Origin of the sequence: Flagellimonas hadalis (assembly GCF_007785775.2) — a bacterium.
Taxonomy (GTDB): Bacteria; Bacteroidota; Bacteroidia; order Flavobacteriales; family Flavobacteriaceae; genus Flagellimonas; species Flagellimonas hadalis.
The window spans coordinates 171,363-192,220 of the sequence record NZ_VNIK02000003.1 but is presented as its reverse complement, the minus strand read 5'-3'; the positions used below and the strand labels follow the sequence as shown (position 1 = coordinate 192,220).

Genomic DNA, 20,858 nt, shown 5'->3' with positions numbered 1-20,858 from the left:
AAAATCATTTTTGTGGTTTAAGGTTTGATTTTATATCAAAATTGGTGTTTATGGTATTACCTAAAAACCATGGAATGCCCTACCTTTACCCTTTCATTGACTACTATATGAGTAAGGAAAAGCAAAGAAGGGAAGCGTTACTTTATCACGCAAAACCACAACCGGGAAAGATAAAGATAGTACCGACCAAACCGTATTCAACACAAAGAGACTTGGCATTGGCCTACTCCCCTGGAGTAGCGGAACCTTGTTTGGAGATCGCAAAGAACAAGGACGATGTCTACAAATATACCGCCAAGGGAAACATTGTGGCCGTGATATCCAATGGAACGGCCGTTCTGGGACTGGGCAATATCGGACCAGAAGCATCAAAGCCCGTAATGGAAGGAAAAAGCCTTCTGTTCAAGATCTTTGCCGATATCGACGGTATTGATGTGGAACTTGATACCACTGATGTGGACAAGTTCATAGAGACCGTAAAGATCATTGCGCCCACTTTTGGGGGCATCAATTTGGAAGACATCAAGGCACCCGAAGCCTTCGAGATAGAAAGACGCCTGAAGGAGGAACTGGACATTCCGGTCATGCACGATGACCAGCACGGCACCGCCATCATTTCAGCGGCCGCCTTGATCAATGCCTTGGAGATCGCCAACAAAAAAATAGAGGAAGTAAAGATCGTGGTCAGTGGCGCGGGTGCCGCGGCCGTTTCCTGTACCAAGCTATACAAAGCGTTCGGTGCCCGGAGCGAGAACATCGTGATGTTGGACAGTAAAGGAGTCATCCGGAGCGATAGGGAAAACCTTTCCTCGGAAAAGGCAGAGTTTGCCACTGATAGAAAAATAGACACGCTCGAAGAGGCAATGGTGGATTCCGATGTGTTCATCGGACTTTCCATAGCCAATATTGTTACGCCAAAGATGCTCAAGTCCATGGCGAAGGACCCGATTGTTTTTGCCATGGCCAATCCAGACCCTGAAATCGAATATGACCTTGCCTGCAAGACCCGAAAGGACATCATTATGGCAACAGGCCGTTCGGACCATCCCAACCAAGTGAACAATGTACTTGGATTCCCCTTTATTTTTAGGGGAGCGCTGGATGTTCGGGCTACCAAGATCAATGAAGAAATGAAAATGGCCGCCGTCCGTGCCTTGGCCGATTTGACCCGGGAATCCGTGCCGGAGCAGGTGAACATCGCCTACGATACCACACGACTGGCTTTTGGGAGGGACTACATCATCCCAAAACCTTTTGATCCCCGATTGATTACAAAAATTCCCCCTGCAGTGGCAAGGGCCGCCATGGAGAGTGGTGTGGCCAAGATGCCCATTCAGGATTGGGAAGGATATGAGGAGGAACTCTACCAAAGATCGGGCAATGACAACAAAGTGGTCCGTTTGATGCACAATAGGGCCAAACAAAACCCCAAACGCATCGTTTTTGCCGAAGCGGAATTGTTGGATGTATTGAAAGCGGCACAGATCGTACACGATGAGGGCATTGCGATCCCTATACTTTTGGGGCACAGGGAGACCATAGAGAACCTTAAGAAAGAACTCGATTTTGATGCCAAAGTGCACATCATCGATCCAAGGGCGGATGAGAACAAGGAATTGAGAACCAAATACGCATTGAAGCTTTGGGAATCCAGAAAGCGAAAAGGCGAGACCAAATACAGTGCCCGGGTGAACATGGGCAAGCGCAACTATTTTGGTGCCATGATGCTCCAAGAAGGTGATGCCGATGGAATGATCTCGGGGTATTCAAGATCTTATCCCAGGGTGCTCCGTCCCGTTTTTGAAGTATTGGGCAGGGCCAAAGGAGTGAAAAATGCCTCCACGGTCAATATTATGATCACTGAAAGAGGTCCCCTTTTCTTGGCCGACACGTCCATCAACATTGATCCAAGTGCGGAGGATTTGGCAGAAATCGCACGAATGACTGCCAATGTTGCAAAAACCTTTGGTTTCAATCCGGTGATGGCCATGCTGTCCTATGCCAACTTTGGATCGTCCAGCCACCCACATGCACAAAAAGTGAAGGAGGCGGTGCGGATATTGCACGAAACAGATCCCGAACTGGTCGTGGATGGGGAGATCCAGACCGATTTTGCCCTGAGCCAAGAGCTGTGCAACAATAATTTTCCGTTTTCAAAAATATCCGGCAAAAAGGTGAACACACTGATTTTCCCGAATTTGGAATCGGCCAACATCACTTACAAATTGCTCAAGGGACTGAACGAAGCGGATTCCATCGGTCCCATTATGTTGGGACTGCCCAGAGCGGCACACATCCTGCAATTGGGTGCCAGTGTGGATGAAATGGTGAACATGGCCGCCGTTGCGGTCATTGATGCCCAAGAACGCGAAAAAAGGAAAAAGGCTAGAATGGAAGCGGAATAAGGTTCCAGACCGAAGGCCGAAGAATCCGGAAAAACTATGATCAACCATTTAAGAGGAAGACTTGTAGAGAAAAACCCGACCTATGTGGTGGTGGAATGCAACGGTGTGGGCTATTTTTTGAACATTTCGCTGCATACCTTCTCCTTGCTGAAAGACGAAGAGAACATCCACCTTTATACCCATTTATTGGTCAAGGAAGATTCCCATACCCTTTTTGGTTTTGTGGAAAAATCGGAGCGTGAGATTTTCCGTTTGTTGATCTCCGTCTCAGGGGTCGGTTCCAGTACCGCAAGGACCATGTTGTCCTCCCTTTCGCCTACCGATGTAAGGGACGCCATTGCCAGTGGGGACGTAGCTTCCATACAGGCTGTCAAAGGGATTGGGGCGAAAACGGCCCAGCGCGTGATCCTGGACCTCAAGGATAAGATTTTGAAAGTCCTGGACATGGGTGAAGTTTCAACAGGATCAAACAATACAAATAAAGAAGAAGCGTTATCAGCATTAGAGGTTCTTGGTTTCGCCAGAAGGCAATCTGAAAAGGTCGTCGAGAAGGTGCTTTCCCAAGACGCTTCGCTAAGCGTTGAGAACATTATTAAACAGGCGCTGAAAAATTTGTAACTAGTTTGAAAAAAGGGGCAAAACCAATACTTAAACCAACAAGCTTTAAGTACTTCTTCTTTGTGGTTTGTTTCTTGTCCATAACCACAATTTTCGGACAGGAGACCAACGAACAGGCTCAGGATTCCTTGCAGATGGGGGTCGAGCTTGGTCGCCTCATTTTGGAAAATCCGGACAGCATCATTGCCAAATATACCTACGATCCCAAGACCGATCGGTACATCTATACCGAAAGCGTTGGGGATTTCAATATCAACCATCCCATCATCCTTACTCCGGAACAGTACTATGAACTGGTGCGCAAGGAGCAGATGAGATCCTATTTCAAACAAAAAATAGATGCTTTCACAGGCAGAAAGGAAGGCAGTGAGGAAGCCCGAAAAAATCTCTTGCCCAATTTTTATGTGAACAACAATTTCTTTGAATCCATTTTTGGGGGAAACACCATTGAAGTGATTCCACAGGGTTCCGTGGCGATGGATCTTGGGGTGCTGTGGCAAAAAAATGACAATCCGGCCCTTTCGCCCAGAAACCGGACCAATCTCTCTTTCGATTTTGACCAACGCATCAGCCTGAGCCTCTTGGGAAAGGTAGGAGAGCGCCTCCAGGTGACCGCCAATTATGACACCGAGGCCACATTTGATTTCCAGAACCTTGTCAAACTGGACTATACGCCTACGGAAGATGACATTCTCCGCAAAATTGAGATAGGTAACGTGAACATGCCCTTGAACAGTTCGCTCATCACAGGGGCGCAGAGTTTGTTCGGGGTCAAGACACAATTACAGTTCGGGAAGACCACGGTGACCGCCGTTTTTTCCGAACAACGCTCGCAGAACAACACCGTAGTGGCCCAAGGCGGGGGAACGCTGAACGAATTCTCCCTCACCGCTTTGGACTATGATGAGGACCGTCACTTTTTCTTGGCCCATTATTTCAGGGACAATTATGACCGTGCCCTCCAGAACTATCCGTTCATACAGAGCCAAGTGCAGATTACCCGTTTGGAGGTCTGGGTGACCAACCGAAACCAACAGACACAGAATGTGAGGAACGTGGTGGCCATCCAAGATCTGGGAGAATCGGAACTGGGAAGGAATGGACGCGAAAAAACGAGGATCGGGATTGCCAATGGAGCCCCGGCAGGATTCTTCAACATCATGGGCACCGATGTATTGCCACAGAACGGGGCCAACGACTATGACCCAAGGCTCATTGGGAACGGGGGTGCGTTGACACAGTCCATTCGGGACATAGCCACCGTGGAATCCGGGTTCAATGTTCCGGGATATCAGGTAAACCAAGGGTATGACTATGCCATTTTGGAAAATGCCCGGAAACTGGAACAGGGAAGGGACTATCAGTTCAACACCCAATTGGGCTACATCTCTTTGAGCCAGAGCTTGAGCAACGACGAGGTGCTTGGGGTCGCTTTCCAATACACCATAAACGGGCAGGTATTCCAGGTTGGGGAATTTGCCAACGGAGGGGTCGATGCCACAACGGTATCGGGGGGTGTCAATCCCATTATCGAGAACAACACCTTGATCTTGAAACTGCTCAAGAGCAACATCACCAATGTGGAAGACCCCATTTGGGACTTGATGATGAAAAACATATACTCCACAGGAGCCTATCAGTTGAGCCAGGAAGACTTCAAACTGAACATCCTATACTCCGATCCCACACCGAGGAACTACATTACCCCGGTGGACCCGAACGCAGGTTGGCCAGCAGGACTGGAGGACCAGATATTATTGAGGGTCTTTAACTTGGACCGATTGAACGTGTATAACGATGTACAGCCCGGGGGCGATGGCTTTTTCGATTATTATGAAGGAATAACCGTGGATTCCCAGTCCGGTCGGATCATTTTTACCAAGGTGGAGCCTTTTGGGGAATTCCTGTTCAACGAGTTGGGCGGTGGGGTCTATGATGTCAATAACGACCAAGGATACAACGCCAACCAAAGGCGTTACGTGTTCAGGAACATGTATGCCAAGACCAAGGCTGCTTCGCTCCAAGATGCGGAAAAGAACCGTTTCCAGCTGAAGGGAAGGTACAAGTCCCAAGGGAACAATGGTATTCCGATCGGGGCTTTCAACGTGCCGAGGGGTTCCGTGCGTGTCACTGCCGGGGGGCGCCAGCTTCAGGAAGGGATTGATTACACCGTGAACTATCAGGCGGGGACGGTACAGATCTTGGACCCCAGTTTGGCGGCATCCGATACCCCTATCAATATTTCGGTGGAGAACAACGCCGTTTTTGGCCAACAGACCCGAAGGTTTGCAGGGGTGAATGTGGAACACAAGTTCAATGAAAACTTTGTTTTGGGAGGTACCATGCTCAATTTGAACGAGCGACCCCTTACCCAAAAATCGAATTACGGGGTGGAGCCCGTCAACAATACCATTTTCGGATTGAACGGAAACTTCAGTACGGAGCTGCCATTTTTGACCCGATTGGCGAACAAGTTACCAAATATCGATACCGATGTGCCTTCCAATATGTCCTTGCGAGGAGAGGTGGCCTTTTTAAAGCCCAATTCGCCCAAAAATGCCGATTTCAGGGGGGAGACCACCACCTATCTCGACGATTTTGAGGGTGCGCAGGCCTTGATAGATATCCGTTCTTCCTTGGGGTGGACCTTGGCCAGCCCGCCGGTTGAATTTTTACAGGACCGCACTGGAATTGATGTGGGTCATGAGCGGGCCAAAATGGCTTGGTACACCATCGACCCTATTTTTTATACCAACCAACGACCATCAGGACTGTCCGATAACGATATTTCCCTGAACTCGACCCGGAGGGTGTTCATTGACGAGGTGTTCACCGAAACGGACATTGCACAAGGACAGACACAGGTGCAGAGCACGTTGGACATTGTGTACTATCCCAATCAAAAGGGGCCTTACAATGCCAACCCAAGTTTTGAGACCGAAACCGCAGCCAACAAATGGGCGGGTATCATGCGTCCATTGAGCAGTACAAACTTTGAACAGTCCAATGTGGAGTTTGTGCAGTTTTGGGTGCTCGATCCTTATGTGGACGGTGAGACAACCAATACGAATGCAGGGGAGTTGGTGCTCAACCTGGGCAACATTTCAGAAGATATATTGAGGGACGGCCGCAAGCAGTATGAGAATGGATTGCCGGCAAGTACCAACAACGAGATTCCTCGCGAAACCCCATGGGGGCAAGTGCCCTCCACGCAGTCCTTGGTGTATGCCTTTGATGCGGATGAGACCAACAGGGCTCTTCAGGATGTGGGTCTGGACGGTCTGAACGATGCTGCCGAAGCCGCCATTTATAATGGCCCTGCCGAGGATCCCGCTTTGGACAACTACCAATATTATTTGAACCGTGAAGGTGGCGTGTTGGAACGCTATCTGGACTTTAACAATACACAGGGAAACTCGCCCGTGGCCGTGACCAACACCAATAGGGGGTCCACTACCTTGCCCGATGTGGAGGACATTGACAGGGACCTTACCATGAACACGGTGAACAGCTACTACGAATACAGGATTCCGATAGGTCCTAATGTCACTATTGATGATAAATATGTGACGGATATCCGGGAGGGAATGACGCCTACACTTCCCAATGGCACCCAATTGAACAGAAGGTGGATCCAGTACAAGATTCCATTGAGTGATTTTACCGATGCCGTGGGAGGCATCGCCGATTTTAGGTCAATCAGTTTCATGAGGATGTATCTTACCGGTTTTTCGGATGATGTGGTATTGCGATTTGCGACCTTGGATTTGGTGCGTGGCGATTGGAGGACCTATACCAATTCCTTGCAGCCCGATGTGGACAACGATCCCACGGATGACGCCACAGTGACCGACGTGAACACGGTGAACATTGAAGAAAATTATGGAAGGCAACCCATTCCTTATGTATTGCCCCCTGGAGTCATCAGGGAACAATTGAACAACAACAACACCATCATCCGCCAAAACGAGCAGTCGTTGTCGTTCGTGGTAGAAAACCTGGAGTCCGAGGATTCACGTGGTGTGTTCAAGAACGTGAACATCGATGTGCGCCAATACCAGCGCATCAAGATGTTCATGCACGCCGAAAAAATAATGAACGGGGACTATTCTGATAGCGATACACCCTTGGTCGGTTTCCTTCGGATAGGGACGGATTTCTCGGAAAACTTCTATCAATTGGAAATACCGCTCCAGTTCACCCCATTTGGTTCCACATCTGCAGAAGAGATTTGGCCTTCGGTTAACGAGTTGGATGTTGCACTGGGCGATTTGAACAAGGTAAAGTCCAGGGGGATTGCAGAACAGACGTTGAACGATGTCAATTATTATGAGATTGTGGATGGGGAGGCCGTTCCCGTGGAAGAATTTGCGCCCAGGGCATTGGGTGTGGTGCGTATCGGGATACGGGGTAACCCCTCGTTGGGAAGCATCCGGGGGATGATGGTCGGTATCAAGAATATCGATGACGTTCCCGCGCGGGGCGAAGTCTGGTTCAACGAACTTCGGTTGGCCGGCCTTGATAATAACGGAGGTTGGGCAGCGATTGTGGCGATGGACGCCAACATGGCCGATTTTGCCAATGTTTCCGCTACGGGGAGCAAGAGTACATCAGGATTTGGTTCCATTGATCAAATGCCGAACGAGCGTTCCAGGGAAGATGCCATTTCCTACGATGTGGTCACCAATGTGAACGTGGGACAACTATTACCCAAAAAATGGAACATACAGTTGCCGTTCAACTATGGGATTTCGGAAACCTTGATCACACCTGAATTCGATCCCGTGTACGACGATTTGAAACTGGACGACCGCATTGCCGCCACCACTACTGCCGAAGAAGCGGAGACCATCAAAAAGCAAGCGGAGGACTATACCAAACGGACCAGCATCAACCTTATTGGGGTCAGAAAAAATAGAGGGGAAGAAGCTGAGGAGAATTTCTTCGACATTGAGAACTTTACCTTTAATTATTCATACAACGAGACCAGTCACAGGGATTTTGAAGTGGCCGATCTTCAAGATCAGAATGTGACCACCGGATTTGTGTACAACCATAATTTCAAACCAGCTCCTGTTGCTCCCTTTGCCAAAAAAGATTCCCTGTTCATGAGCAAGTACTGGCAGTGGTTGAAGGATTTGAACTTGAATGTGTTGCCCACCAGTCTTTCCGTGAACGCCAACTACAACAGGGCGTTCAACCAACAACGGTTCAGGGATGTGTTGGAGCCTGGGGTGGAGGCGTTGGAACTTCCCTTGTTGCAGCAACGAAATTATATGTTCAACTGGCAATATGCCCTCAATTACAGTATCACCAAATCCCTTAGGTTGAACCTGACGGCCTCCAACAACAATATTGTCCGTAACTATTTTAATGTGGATGAAAATCCCGATTCGGGCATTGACCAAACACTCGGCCTTTGGGATGGCTTCTTTGATATTGGGGAGCCCAACAGGCATGCCCAGCAAATGCAATTGAACTACGAGCTGCCCTTCAGTAAGTTTCCGTTCCTCAATTTCATCAACGCACAATATACCTACACCAGCAATTTTGATTGGCAACGTGGTGGGGATGCTTTGATCGAAGTGGCAGGGGAGAACATCAACATTGTACAGAACGCCAGCACCCACAACCTGACGGCCAATTTGAGCATGCAGCGATTCTATGACTTTTTGGGGTTGAAGAAAAAGGGCGGCAAGGTACTGGCCAACCAACCTCCCGTACGAAGGGACAAAGCGGGCAATCCGGTGAGTGGCACCGATGAAAATGCTCCGAAAAAGACAAGTAAAGGCTTCAATACCTTGGTGGACATCGTGACGATGGTCAAGCGTGTCAATGTGAACTATAGTGAGAACAGGGGAACGGTGCTTCCGGGCTATACCCAGTCCGTTGGGTTCATAGGCACCACACGCCCAACCTTTGGATTTGTGTTCGGAAGCCAGTCCGATGTGCGCTACGAAGCTGCCCGAAACGGGTGGTTGACCACCTATCCAGAGTACAACTCACAATTTATAAGGAGTGCCAACAAACAGTTGAACCTTACCGCTACCGCGCAACCGACGCAGGACCTGACCATCGATTTGACGGCGGACAGACAGTTTACAAGCAATTCACAGGAAAATTACAGTCCTGAGCGATGGATCAATTTTGAAGATGGCTTGGTCAACGAAATGGGGAATTTCAGCATTTCCACAGTGATGATCGGAACCATTTTCAACAAGAGCGATCAGTTCGACTCCGAGACTTTTGAGCAGTTCAAACAGAACAGAATCACCATCGCCAACAGATTGGTGGCCGATCGTGGGCAGAATCCAGGTACACTTGATGAGGATGGGTTCCCTGAACTTTATGGAAAGACCCAGCAGGAGGTATTGCTCCCTGCTTTCTTTGCGGCCTACACTGGGCAGGACGCTAACCGGGTGAATCTGGATGCTTTTAGGGACATTCCGATCCCGAACTGGAACATCAAATATACCGGTTTGATGAAAAACCGTTGGTTCAAGAAGAAATTCAAACGGTTCTCTTTGAGCCATGGCTACCGTGCGGCCTATAGCATCAACCAGTTCCAGACTAATTTGGAACGACAGAACACTTCCATCAATCCGGAGACCAACGATGTGCTGCCTGAGACCTTGATCAACAACGTGGTGCTCACCGATCAGTTCAATCCGTTGATGCGTATGGACTTTGAAATGCAGAATTCCTTCAGCTTTTTGGCTGAGGTAAGAACGGACAGGACACTTTCCCTCAGCTTCGACAACAATCTGCTCACGGAAATCAACGGAAAGGAATATACCCTTGGTTTGGGTTACAGGTTCAAGGATGTGAAATTCGTTACCAACATTGGCGGGGAAAAGACCCGTTTGAAAGGAGATCTTAACCTCAAGGCCGATCTTTCGTTGCGGGACAACATCACCATCATCCGCAATTTGGACATCGACAACAACCAGATCACTTCGGGTCAAAAGCTCATGTCCGTCAAGTTCACGGCAGACTATGCCCTGAGCAAAAGTTTGAACGCCCTTTTCTTCTACGACCACTCCTTCTCGGAATTTGCGGTTTCCACGGCATTTCCGCAGACCACCATCAATGCGGGCTTTACCCTCCGGTACAATTTCGGGAACTAAGGACCTTAGTGGGAATTTCTTGAATTTTGTTCGTCGGTTTGTTTGAAAAGCAACCTGCAATCCGTTACATTTGCCCATCAACAAATTCAAACACTGTTATAATGAACATACCGTCAGAATTGAAGTACACCAAGGACCATGAATGGGTCAAGATAGATGGGGACATTGCCACTGTGGGCATCACCGATTTTGCCCAGGGCGAATTGGGTGACATTGTATATGTGGAGGTGGAGACTTTGGATGAAACTCTGGATAAGGAAGAAGTTTTTGGTACCGTGGAAGCGGTAAAGACCGTTTCCGATCTTTTCCTGCCCTTGAGCGGTGAGATCATCGAGTTCAATGAAGTTTTGGAGGACGAGCCCGAAAAAGTGAACACCGATCCTTATGGCGAAGGCTGGATGATCAAGATCAAGATCAGCGATCCTTCCGAGGTCGATGATTTGATGAGCGACGAAGATTACAAGGCATTGATTGGTGCTTAGGCATTACAGATACACCATATTGTTCATAAGCTGGGTATTGTTCATCACAATGCTCAGCTTATTTTCTTTCTCGGATATGGATCTCGACGAGGGCAATCTGAACGTTCCGTATGCGGACAAGATAGTGCATTTTACCTTCTATTTGGTCTTTTCCATCCTTGGTTGTCTATTGGTCCGGGAGCGCACCAAAGGACTTTGGTCCATGGGAAAGGCAACAAGGGTGATTGTGGTATTGGCCATATCCTATGGCATAGTTATTGAGGTTTTACAATATACGCTCACGGAAGACCGTATGGCCGAATTTGGGGACGTTGTCGCGAATACCTTAGGGGCATTTGTAGGAATTGGATTGATTCGGTGGTTTTTTTCCAAGGAAAGCCGTTAAAATGGAAATTTTAATTGTTTATTTAACCAATTAATAATTAAATTAGCAAACACTAAATTTAGAAAGATGGAACCAAAAAAGAATCCAAAAGCTGACGTAGGAAGAAACAGCTCGCTCTATTTTGTGATAGGGTTGGCCGCTGTCTTGGCGTTGGTTTATGGAGCCATGGAGTGGAAAAAATACGACAAGGCTAACGATTATGACATTTCGATGAACGTCGAAGATCAGTTGGACGAAGAAGTCCCAATGACCGAACAGATCAAGACGCCACCGCCACCACCGCCACCTGCGGCACCGGAGGTCATCGAGGTTGTGGAAGATGAGGAAGAGGTTGAGGAAACCGTGATCGAGTCCACAGAGACCAGCCAAGAAGAAGAAGTCATAGAAATCGAAGAAGTTGAGGTGGAAGAGGTAGAAGAAGATATCAGTGTTCCATTTGCCGTTATCGAGGATGTACCTGTTTTTCCAGGTTGTGAAAACGCGGCCAACAAAAAGGACTGTTTCCAAGAGAAAATGCAGGACCACATCCGTAAAAATTTCCGCTATCCTGAAATCGCCCAAGAAATGGGTGTCCAAGGTAGGGTGAGCGTGATCTTCGTGATCCAAAAAGATGGAAGCATCGGGGATATCAGAATGCGCGGACCGGATAAAAATTTGGAGGCCGAGGCTTTGAGGATCATCCAAAAGTTGCCCAAGATGACCCCAGGAAAGCAAAGGGGAAGAGCGGTAAAGGTGCCGTTCAGTATTCCGATTACCTTTAAGTTACAATAATAAGTATACGATTCCTGTCGAGGCAGGAATGGAAAAAGCCCTGATGGAAACGTCGGGGCTTTTTTTATGGCAGTAACGACCATATTTCGGGGAACTATCATAAAACCTTCCCTTTGGTTGCAAAAGATCTATGCCGGCGTTATCTTTGCCAGTCAATTCAGTTCGTGGATGAAATCTGCAGTAGGATCCGTTAAAAGCACCTCATTTTCCTTGGTCTTTTCCGATTTTAAGGAAATCACCAAGGCCAGACTGGCCGTCAGTGTGGTCTTTTCTTCCATTGCGGGTTATTTTTTGGGTGCCTATGAGGTAAGTGTAACTTCCTTATTGTTGTTGACTTTTGGCGGATATTGCATGGTCGGTGCTTCCAATGCATACAACCAAATCATTGAAAAAGACCTCGATGCTTTGATGAAACGGACCAAGAACCGTCCCATTCCATCAGGGCGCATGTCGCCAAAAACTGCACTTGCCATTGCGGTCACATTGACCATACTCGGGGTGTTGTCGCTTTTGGCCCTGAGCCCCAAAACAGCCATGTTCGGCGCTATCTCCATCTTTTTGTACACCAGTGTATATACGCCTCTAAAGACCAAGACACCCCTTTCGGTATTTGTGGGTGCCTTTCCGGGGGCCATTCCATTCATGTTGGGATGGGTAGCTGCCACGGACGATTTTGGGATTGAACCAGGAACGCTCTTCATGATCCAATTTTTTTGGCAGTTTCCCCATTTTTGGGCATTGGGCTGGATGCTGGACGAAGATTATAAACAAGCAGGCTTCAAAATGCTGCCCACGGGAAACAAGGATACCGGAACCGCTATGCAGATCATATTGTACACCATTTGGATGATTGTTATCTCCATTGTCCCTGTATTTGGATTCACGGGGAGATTGCAATTGTCGGTCACGGCGGCAGTGATCGTGTTTTTGGCAGGTCTGGTCATGTTGCTTTTTGCCTTCAGACTGTATGAGAAGAGGGACAATGCATCGGCACGAAAGCTCATGTTGGCAAGCGTTACCTACATATCATTGATCCAGGTGGTATATGTAATGGATAAATTTATCAGTTAAGAAATGGATTTGACCCAAGGAACGGCAGAAGAAAAGAACAGAAGGGCGAAGAAAATGATGCTCTGGTTCGGTATTGTAAGTTTGATCATGGGCTTTGCGGGATGGACCAGCGCCTACATTGTGAGCAGCAAGCGGGAAGATTGGATCAGTGACCTGGAACTGCCCCAGGCTTTTTTCATCAGTACGGCCATCATTATTTTGAGTAGCATTACCTATTTCGTGGCCAAAAAAGCAGTGGGAAGAAATGATCAAAAGTTGGGGACCATCTTTTTATTGGTCACTTTGGCCCTTGGTATTTCGTTCATAATTTTCCAGTTCAAGGGTTTTTCCCAGATGTTGGAGAACGGATATTATTTTACGGGTCCAACGAGCAACATAAAGATGTCCTATGTGTTCCTCATAGCGGCAGTGCACATAGTGCACCTTGTGGCAGGACTTATCTCCCTTTTGGTGGTGTTGGTGCAGCAGCTCAGGGGAAAATACATGCCCGGGGACATGTTGGGGATGGAACTCGGTGCCACATTTTGGCATTTTTTGGACTTCCTTTGGGTGTATTTGATCCTCTTCATGTATTTCGTGAAATAAATCTTGGACAAAACAGTTTTCGTTCAAGTTTATCTTTTCAAATATGTCAAAAGGTGTAAATTTGTGAAAGTTTTAATAAAACGACCTTTTATATGGATGCAACGGTGACTACCGGTACAGAAGAAAGCGTTTGGGGAGGTGGAAACAAACCGCTCGGCGCTAGCTATGGAAAAATGATGATGTGGTTTTTCATTGTCTCTGATGCCTTGACCTTCTCTGGCTTTTTGGTATCATATGGCTTTTCAAGGTTCAAGTTCATAGACATTTGGCCGATTGCCGATGAGGTGTTCACCCACGTACCCTTTTTCCATGGGAATTACCCCATGTACTATGTTGCCTTCATGACCTTTATTCTGATCATGTCTTCCGTGACCATGGTACTTGCCGTGGATGCAGGACATAAGATGAAGCAGGGCAAGGTCGTGATCTATATGTTCCTGACCATCATCGGTGGTGCCATATTCGTGGGGTCACAGGCATGGGAATGGGCCACTTTTATCAAAGGGGATTACGGTGCAGTAGAGACCAAAGGAGGAAGGATCCTTCAATTTGTGGATGCAGAGACCGGGGAGAGGGCCGCTTTGGCCGATTTTGCCAAGACCCTGCCCGAAGAGCGTGTGAAGCACGTGAGCAGCGAAGGAATCTGGTTCCAAGGGGAAGGCTACAAGACTTCCTATTCGTTGAACGAAGTGGTGGAAGGTTTCAAGGCCACCCCAAATATCCTTATCCGTACCGAGTATGTGAACGAAGAAGGGGAAAAGACAGTTTTGGACCGAAAAAGATCTTTGGAAAAGATCATGGAGGCCACACAAGTGGTGGAAGGTGCAAACTTGGTCCACAACGAATATGGACACCGATTGTTTGCTGATTTCTTTTTCTTTATTACAGGGTTCCACGGATTCCACGTATTCTCTGGAGTGGTGATCAACATTATCATCTTCTTCAATGTCATCTTGGGTACTTATGAGCGCAGGGGGCATTACGAAATGGTGGAAAAAGTAGGTCTGTACTGGCACTTTGTGGATTTGGTATGGGTATTCGTATTTACATTCTTTTACTTGGTATAAAAAATTGACGATATAAATGGCACACGATCATAAACTTGAGATTTTCAGAGGACTTGTAAAATTCAAATCGAACACCCAGAAGATATGGGGGGTATTGGTTTTTCTAACCATAATTACCGCAATCGAGGTGGCCTTTGGTATCATTAAGCCCAGGGCACTTACCCATAGTCATTTTCTGGGGATGAAGCTTCTTAACTGGATCTTCATCGTCCTCACCTTGGTAAAGGCTTATTACATTGCATGGGATTTCATGCACTTGCGCGATGAGAAAAGCTCCTTGCGTAGGGCCATTGTCTGGACCCCTATTTTCTTGATATGCTATTTGATATTCATACTGCTGTTCGAAGCCGATTATGTGTACAATGTTTACAAGGATGGATTCATAACATGGGATTTCTAAGAAAGTATTAACAGCTATAAAAGACGGTTTTCCAACCGTCTTTTTTTATTTTTGCAAAGTGGGAAAGGCTATGAAAAAAACATTTGTCTTAGTGGTGCTGTTCGTGTTTCCATTGGTGGCCTATCTGTTCTTTGCATCTGGGGTCAACAACTTTGGAAAACTGCCTGTGCTAACGGAAAAAATCCCTGATGTGCCCGCAATGGGGCAAGAGGTCAGTTTGGACGGCAAGATCACCATTTTAGGGTTTATGGGGGCCAAAGTGGACAGTATGAAAGGAAATGCCTTCAACCTGAACCAAAAGATCTACAAAAGGTTTGGGGAGTTCACCGATTTTCAAGTGGTAATGGTGGTTCCCAAAGGGAAGGAAGCACAGGCCGATGCCCTCAAAGAAGAACTGGGAAAGCTATCCAATGTGGACAAATGGCACTTTACCTTTGGGGAAGAGGAACAGATAAAGGCCTTTTTCAAGCAACTGAAAACAAACACCGATCTGGACGCTGACCTTTCCACACCCTATGCGTTCATTATTGACAAGGATCGCAATCTTAGGGGAAGGGAAGATGATGAGGACGAAGGGCTGAAATATGGATTTGATACCTCTTCGGTAGCGGAATTGAACAACAAAATGGAAGATGATGTCAAGATCATCTTGGCAGAATATAGACTCGCTTTAAAAAAGAACAATGCCGACAGGAGCAAATAACAAGAAAAAGTATACCTACGTTTGGGTCTCGGCGATCATTCTCGTTTTCGGCACATTTGCCGTTTATGAAATCACCAAGAGGGTAAAAGGGGGGACTATTGTGGAAAACGACCGTATGAGTGTGGCTTCGGTGGAGCAACAGGTCGGGTTTGTCATCAACGAGGGCAAAAAACGACAAGTCCCCGAATTCTCATTTATGAACCAGGACAGCGTGCTGGTCACCAACAAGGATTATCTGGGAAAAGTATATGTGGTGGAGTTTTTCTTTACCACCTGCCCCACCATATGCCCCATAATGACCAAAAATCTACTGGAGCTGCAAAAAACCTTCAAGGACGATGCGGATTTTGGAGTGGCATCCTTTACCATCAACCCACGGTACGACACCCCATCAGTGCTTAAAAAGTATGCCGAGAAATATGGCATAGTGGACAAGGATTGGCATTTGCTCACCGGAGACCAGAAAGAGATATACACATTGGCCCAGGAAGGTTTCTATATTGTGGCCAACGAAGTAGAGGACGCACCTGGTGGTTTTGAGCATTCGGGAATGTTCGCTTTGGTGGACAAAAATGGCTATATTCGTTCCCGTCAGGATAAGTTTGGGAACCCCTTGATCTATTACAGGGGCACCATCACTGAAAAAGAAGGAGTGAATGCTGAGGGAGAGGCCCAGCAGATCACCCTATTAAAAGAGGACATCAAAAAATTATTGGCAGAATGACCGAGGACATTTCTATGCGGGAAAAAAAGTTCAACCAATGGATCACAGTCATATCCATTGCCGTTCCCATTGTGGTGGCGTTACTTTTCGGATACAAGATCCCCAATGCCAAACCATTGGGTTTCCTTCCGCCCATCTATGCATCCATTAACGGTTTGACGGCCATTATGCTGGTCATTGCTGTTATTGCCATTAAAAATGGAAAGCGTTCGCTGCACCAAAAGCTGATGACCACCTGCATTATATTCTCCGCACTGTTCCTGATCATGTACGTGGCCTACCACATGACCTCGGAGACCACCATGTACGGCGGCGAGGGAACTATAAAGTACGTGTATTACTTCATCTTGATGACGCACATTGTGCTTTCCATCTCCGTGATTCCCTTGGTGCTGATCACCTATTCAAAAGTATATCTGGACGATTTTGAGAGCCATAGGCTATGGGCCAAATATACCTTTCCCATTTGGTTGTACGTGGCCATTACAGGCGTCATTGTCTATGTCATGATTTCCCCCTATTACCCCTATTGATCCACATGAAAGCAAAATATCTCCTTTTACTGTTGTTGCTGTTGGCGTTTCCCTCCTTGGTGGATGCCCAGTGTGCCATGTGCCGCGCAGTAGTGGAGAGTGGGGCCGATGGCAAGACGGCGGAGGGCATCAATAATGGAATAGTGTACCTTATGGCATTTCCCTATCTCTTGGTGGCCGGACTGTTCTATTTTATATACAGAAAGATGAGGGGTTGAACCCGATTTTGATATTTTTTCCCCCTGAAGTGTAACATTTGGTGTTCTCGATCATCTTATAAGGGTACAGAAGATGTACTTCATCAATCAAAACACTGACCTATGTTTGACTTGGAAAGGTGGCAAGAAATATTTGACACCATACGAAAGAACAAACTGCGCACTTTTTTAACAGGCCTTTCCGTGGCCTCAGGAATTTTCATTCTTGTGATTCTTCTGGGTTTTGGACAGGGTATGCGCAATGGCATCGAACAAGAGTTCAAGCAAGATGCGTCCACAAGTGTCTGGGTATGGCCTGGGGTCACCTCCAAGGAATACAAGGGGCTTAATCCAGGGAGGCGCATCCAGTTGGTCAATGAGAATTTTGATAGATCGAGTGCCATGTTCAAGAATATCATCGAACGTGGATCTTCCCGGATCTTTGTGCGTGGAGTCAGTGTGAACTATGGAAAGGAAGCCCTCATCTATGGCGTGCAGGGAGTCGCTTCGGATTTCCAGTTCATAGAGAACGCCTCCATGTTGGAAGGCCGTTTCATAAATTATCAAGATGAAATTTCAGCTGGCAAAGTGGCCGTCATCGGCAACAAGATCAAAAAGGACGTCTTCAACAAAGTGGATTCGCCCATTGGCGAGTTTGTGGACATATCCGGTATTCCCTTCAAGATCATCGGGGTCTATAAGGAAATGGAAGATCGCGAAGAGGAGCGTATCTACATTCCCATAACCACGGCCCAAAAAGCATTCAATGGAGGCAACAGGATCAACAACATGTCCTTTACACTCCCTCCCGTGGAAAATTTTGACGAAGCAGTGGCCCAGGCCATAAACTTCAAGGATGACATGCGGAAATACCTACAGCAGGTACATACCGTTGCCCCGGACGATACAGGGGCGATGGAAGTCTGGAGTGCCATGGAAGAGGCCAAACGCTATTATGGCCTTACCAACAACATAAAACTCTTTTTCTGGTTTGTCGGTATCTGTACCATCATCGCCGGGGTAGTGGGGGTGAGCAACATCATGATGATCGTGGTGAAGGAACGCACCCGGGAAATTGGCATACGAAAGGCATTGGGGGCCAAGCCATGGTCCATCATTGCCATGATCTTGCACGAGGCCATTTTTGTGACCGCCATTTCGGGGTTCACGGGATTGATCTTCAGTATGGCCCTGCTCGAACTGGTCGGCCCGAACATTGAGGTGGACTATATTCTCAACCCGTCCGTGAACTTCAAAGTAGCCTTTTCCACGGTGCTGGTCCTCATACTGGCAGGGACCTTGGCCGGTTTTGTGCCTGCATGGAGGGCGGCCAAAGTACAGGTAATCGAATCCTTGCGAGATGAATAAAGAATCTTACAAAAACAAGCAATATGTTCAACAGGGATAGATGGCGGGAAATCCTGGAAGTGCTCACCAGCAATGTGTGGCGCACCATCTTCACGGCTTTTGGGGTCTGCTGGGGTATTTTTATACTGATTGTGCTGCTTGCCGCCGGGAAGGGACTTGAAAATGGTATAAAGCAGGACTTTGGCGACACGGCCACGAACACCATGTTCATGTGGACAAGGGCCACGACCAAGGCCTACGAAGGATTGCCCCAAGGAAGGGGGTTCAATTTTAAGATAAGCGATGTGCAGGCCATCAGGGACAATGTGCCCAATCTCAGGTTTATTTCCCCAAGGAACCAATTGGGTGGATTTGGTGGGAACAACAACGTGGTCAAGGGAATCCGGACCGGGGCCTTCAATGTGTATGGGGATTATCCGGAAATCATCAACCAGGATCCGATGGCAGTGACCTCTGGTAGGTTCATCAACTATAATGACATTGATGAAAAGAGGAAAGTGGCCGTGATCGGGCTGGGGGTCAAGAACGACCTCTATGAAAAGGACGAGGAAGTGCTGGGGAGCTACATCAAGATCCAAGGAGTGAACTTTATGGTGATCGGCACCTATAAAAAGAACAACAGTGGTGGTGGAGAGGAAGGACAGAAGGAAATTTTTGTCCCTTTCACCTCGTTCTCGCAGGCCTTCAACCAAGGGGAAAATGTAGGATGGATGGCCATCACCGCAAACGATGGCAGCTCCATTTCCCAGCTCAAGGACAAGATCATCGACGAAATGAAAAAACGGCACAAGGTCCATCCCGAAGACAACCGTGCCATAGGCTATTTTGACCTTTATGAACAATACAACCGGGTGGAGAGCCTCTTTGGGGCATTGAAGGCGGTCGCCTATATTGTGGGGATCATGGTACTGCTCTCGGGCATTATCGGGGTGAGCAACATCATGCTCATCGTGGTAAAGGAACGGACCAAGGAAATTGGTATCCGAAGGGCTTTGGGCGAACAGCCGTGGTCCATCAAAAAACAGATATTGATGGAGTCCATATTCCTTACTTTGATTTCAGGAATGGTGGGCATCATTTTTGGGTCATTGGTCATTTATGGGATCAATTCCCTGTTGGATAGCGTGGGTCCCGTGGATATGTTCATGAGTCCCAGTGTGAGTGTTGGGGTGGTAACGGGGGCACTGGTCATTTTGATGGTGTCCGGCCTATTGGCAGGTTTCATCCCCGCCCAGAGCGCTATTAGGGTGCGGCCCATTGAGGCATTACGAACGGAATAAAAGTAAATCAATCAAATAAATTATAGCATACAATGAAAAAATCGGTAACCATTGCCATCTTGTTGCTCATCGTGATCGTGTTCGGTGGCTCCATGTACTATCTCTACCAGAAGAACTCAGAGGATCCGGTGGTCTATCAAACAGAGACACCCTCCACGCAGACCATAGTCAAAAAAGCTGTGGCCACGGGAAGCATTCTTCCTTTGGAAGAAGTGTTGATCAAACCCAATATATCCGGGGTCATTGAAGAGATTTTTGTGGAAGGAGGGGATTTTGTAAAGTCGGGAGACCTGTTGGCCAAGATCAAAGTAGTGCCCAACCTTTCTGCCCTGAACGATGCAAGAAATGCCATTGACGAGGCCAAGATCAATCTGGAAGATCAAAAGAGAAACTTCGAACGCCAGTCCACACTCTTTGCCAAGGGGGTCATATCCCGGGCAGATATGGATAGGGCACAGGTGACCTATGATCAGGCGAAACAGGCCTATGGCGCGGCGAACAAGCGATACGATATCGTGAAGACCGGGACTACGAGCGGTCTCAGTAGTGCGGCCAATACCATGATCCGTGCCACGGTGAGCGGTATGGTCCTTGAGGTGCCCGTTGAAGTGGGGAACCAGGTCATCGAGAGCAATAATTTCAATGAAGGGACCACCATTGCGGCCATTGCCGATGTGGACAAAATGATCTTTGAGGGCAAGGTGGATGAATCCGAAGTGGGGAAAATAAAAGAAGACCTGCCTTTGGAAATCACTGTTGGGGCCATAGAGAACCGTGTCTTTGATGCGGTACTGGACTATATCGCACCCAAGGGAAAAGAAGAGAATGGGGCCATCCAATTCGAGATCAAGGGCTCCTTGAAAAAAGGGGACACCACTTTCATAAGGGCGGGACTGAGTGCCAATGCTTCCATCATCTTGGCACGGGCAGATAGTGTTTTGGCCCTGAAAGAGGCTTTGGTACAGTTTGACAACGATACCAAAAAACCATTTGTGGAAGTGGAGACCGCTGCACAAAAATTTGAGCGTAGGGATGTGGAACTGGGCGTCAGTGATGGCATTTATGTTGAGGTGAAATCTGGGGTGGCGGCCAATGACAAGGTCAAAATATGGAACGCAATCGCCACAGAACAAACCAATTAA

The 20,858-nt window shown here is 47.6% G+C and carries 17 protein-coding genes; all 17 read left to right on the top strand.

Translation table 11 applies throughout. The annotated features are described in order from the left end of the window. Positions 1 to 107: 107 nt before the first annotated feature. The 17 genes from FOT42_RS07080 (at position 108) to FOT42_RS07000 (ending at position 20,858) form a co-directional block, all read left to right on the top strand. Positions 108 to 2,405 (top strand): NADP-dependent malic enzyme, encoded by a 2,298-nt coding sequence (locus FOT42_RS07080; RefSeq protein WP_151890017.1) that lies wholly within the window; start codon positions 108 to 110, stop codon positions 2,403 to 2,405. Between the two features lie 36 nt (positions 2,406 to 2,441). Next, positions 2,442 to 3,023 (top strand): Holliday junction branch migration protein RuvA, encoded by a 582-nt coding sequence (ruvA, locus tag FOT42_RS07075; RefSeq protein ID WP_151889874.1) that lies wholly within the window; start codon positions 2,442 to 2,444, stop codon positions 3,021 to 3,023. 5 nt (positions 3,024 to 3,028) lie between these two features. Further along, the gene (sov, locus tag FOT42_RS07070; protein WP_151889873.1) at positions 3,029 to 10,150 is read left to right on the top strand and encodes a T9SS outer membrane translocon Sov/SprA; all 7,122 of its coding nucleotides are present in this window, start codon (positions 3,029 to 3,031) and stop codon (positions 10,148 to 10,150) included. Between the two features lie 101 nt (positions 10,151 to 10,251). Beyond that, positions 10,252 to 10,632, top strand: coding sequence for a glycine cleavage system protein GcvH (gene gcvH / locus FOT42_RS07065; protein WP_151889872.1), 381 nt, complete (start codon positions 10,252 to 10,254; stop codon positions 10,630 to 10,632). Positions 10,633 to 10,681: 49 nt separating this feature from the next. After that, complete coding sequence (locus FOT42_RS07060; RefSeq protein ID WP_151889871.1) at positions 10,682 to 11,017, top strand: VanZ family protein; 336 nt, start codon at positions 10,682 to 10,684, stop codon at positions 11,015 to 11,017. Positions 11,018 to 11,083: 66 nt separating this feature from the next. After that, positions 11,084 to 11,788, top strand: a complete 705-nt coding sequence (locus FOT42_RS07055) for an energy transducer TonB (RefSeq protein WP_151889870.1) — start codon at positions 11,084 to 11,086, stop codon at positions 11,786 to 11,788. 168 nt (positions 11,789 to 11,956) lie between these two features. Continuing rightward, the gene (gene cyoE, locus FOT42_RS07050) at positions 11,957 to 12,859 is read left to right on the top strand and encodes a heme o synthase (RefSeq protein WP_151890016.1); all 903 of its coding nucleotides are present in this window, start codon (positions 11,957 to 11,959) and stop codon (positions 12,857 to 12,859) included. Between the two features lie 3 nt (positions 12,860 to 12,862). Beyond that, entirely contained in the window at positions 12,863 to 13,444 is a 582-nt protein-coding gene (locus FOT42_RS07045) for a cytochrome c oxidase subunit 3 (RefSeq protein ID WP_151889869.1), read from the top strand. Between the two features lie 92 nt (positions 13,445 to 13,536). After that, on the top strand, positions 13,537 to 14,511 hold the full coding sequence (locus FOT42_RS07040) for a cytochrome c oxidase subunit 3 (RefSeq protein WP_151889868.1): 975 nt from the start codon (positions 13,537 to 13,539) through the stop codon (positions 14,509 to 14,511). Between the two features lie 16 nt (positions 14,512 to 14,527). Further along, positions 14,528 to 14,911 (top strand): cytochrome C oxidase subunit IV family protein, encoded by a 384-nt coding sequence (locus FOT42_RS07035; RefSeq protein WP_108424901.1) that lies wholly within the window; start codon positions 14,528 to 14,530, stop codon positions 14,909 to 14,911. 70 nt (positions 14,912 to 14,981) lie between these two features. Then, positions 14,982 to 15,614, top strand: a complete 633-nt coding sequence (locus FOT42_RS07030) for a hypothetical protein (RefSeq protein WP_151889867.1) — start codon at positions 14,982 to 14,984, stop codon at positions 15,612 to 15,614. Beyond that, positions 15,595 to 16,338 carry an SCO family protein gene (locus FOT42_RS07025; RefSeq protein ID WP_151889866.1) on the top strand — a complete coding sequence of 248 codons (744 nt, stop codon included), beginning with the start codon at positions 15,595 to 15,597 and terminating at the stop codon, positions 16,336 to 16,338. The genes FOT42_RS07030 and FOT42_RS07025 overlap by 20 nt, the downstream gene beginning before the upstream one ends. Further along, positions 16,335 to 16,871, top strand: a complete 537-nt coding sequence (locus FOT42_RS07020) for a DUF420 domain-containing protein (protein ID WP_151889865.1) — start codon at positions 16,335 to 16,337, stop codon at positions 16,869 to 16,871. The genes FOT42_RS07025 and FOT42_RS07020 overlap by 4 nt, the downstream gene beginning before the upstream one ends. A 5-nt stretch (positions 16,872 to 16,876) precedes the next feature. Further along, on the top strand, positions 16,877 to 17,089 hold the full coding sequence (locus FOT42_RS07015) for a hypothetical protein (RefSeq protein WP_151889864.1): 213 nt from the start codon (positions 16,877 to 16,879) through the stop codon (positions 17,087 to 17,089). A 102-nt stretch (positions 17,090 to 17,191) separates the two neighbouring features. After that, on the top strand, positions 17,192 to 18,436 hold the full coding sequence (locus FOT42_RS07010) for an ABC transporter permease (RefSeq protein WP_151889863.1): 1,245 nt from the start codon (positions 17,192 to 17,194) through the stop codon (positions 18,434 to 18,436). Positions 18,437 to 18,459: 23 nt separating this feature from the next. Beyond that, positions 18,460 to 19,716, top strand: coding sequence for an ABC transporter permease (locus FOT42_RS07005; protein ID WP_151889862.1), 1,257 nt, complete (start codon positions 18,460 to 18,462; stop codon positions 19,714 to 19,716). A gap of 32 nt (positions 19,717 to 19,748) precedes the next feature. Next, positions 19,749 to 20,858, top strand: a complete 1,110-nt coding sequence (locus FOT42_RS07000) for an efflux RND transporter periplasmic adaptor subunit (RefSeq protein WP_151889861.1) — start codon at positions 19,749 to 19,751, stop codon at positions 20,856 to 20,858.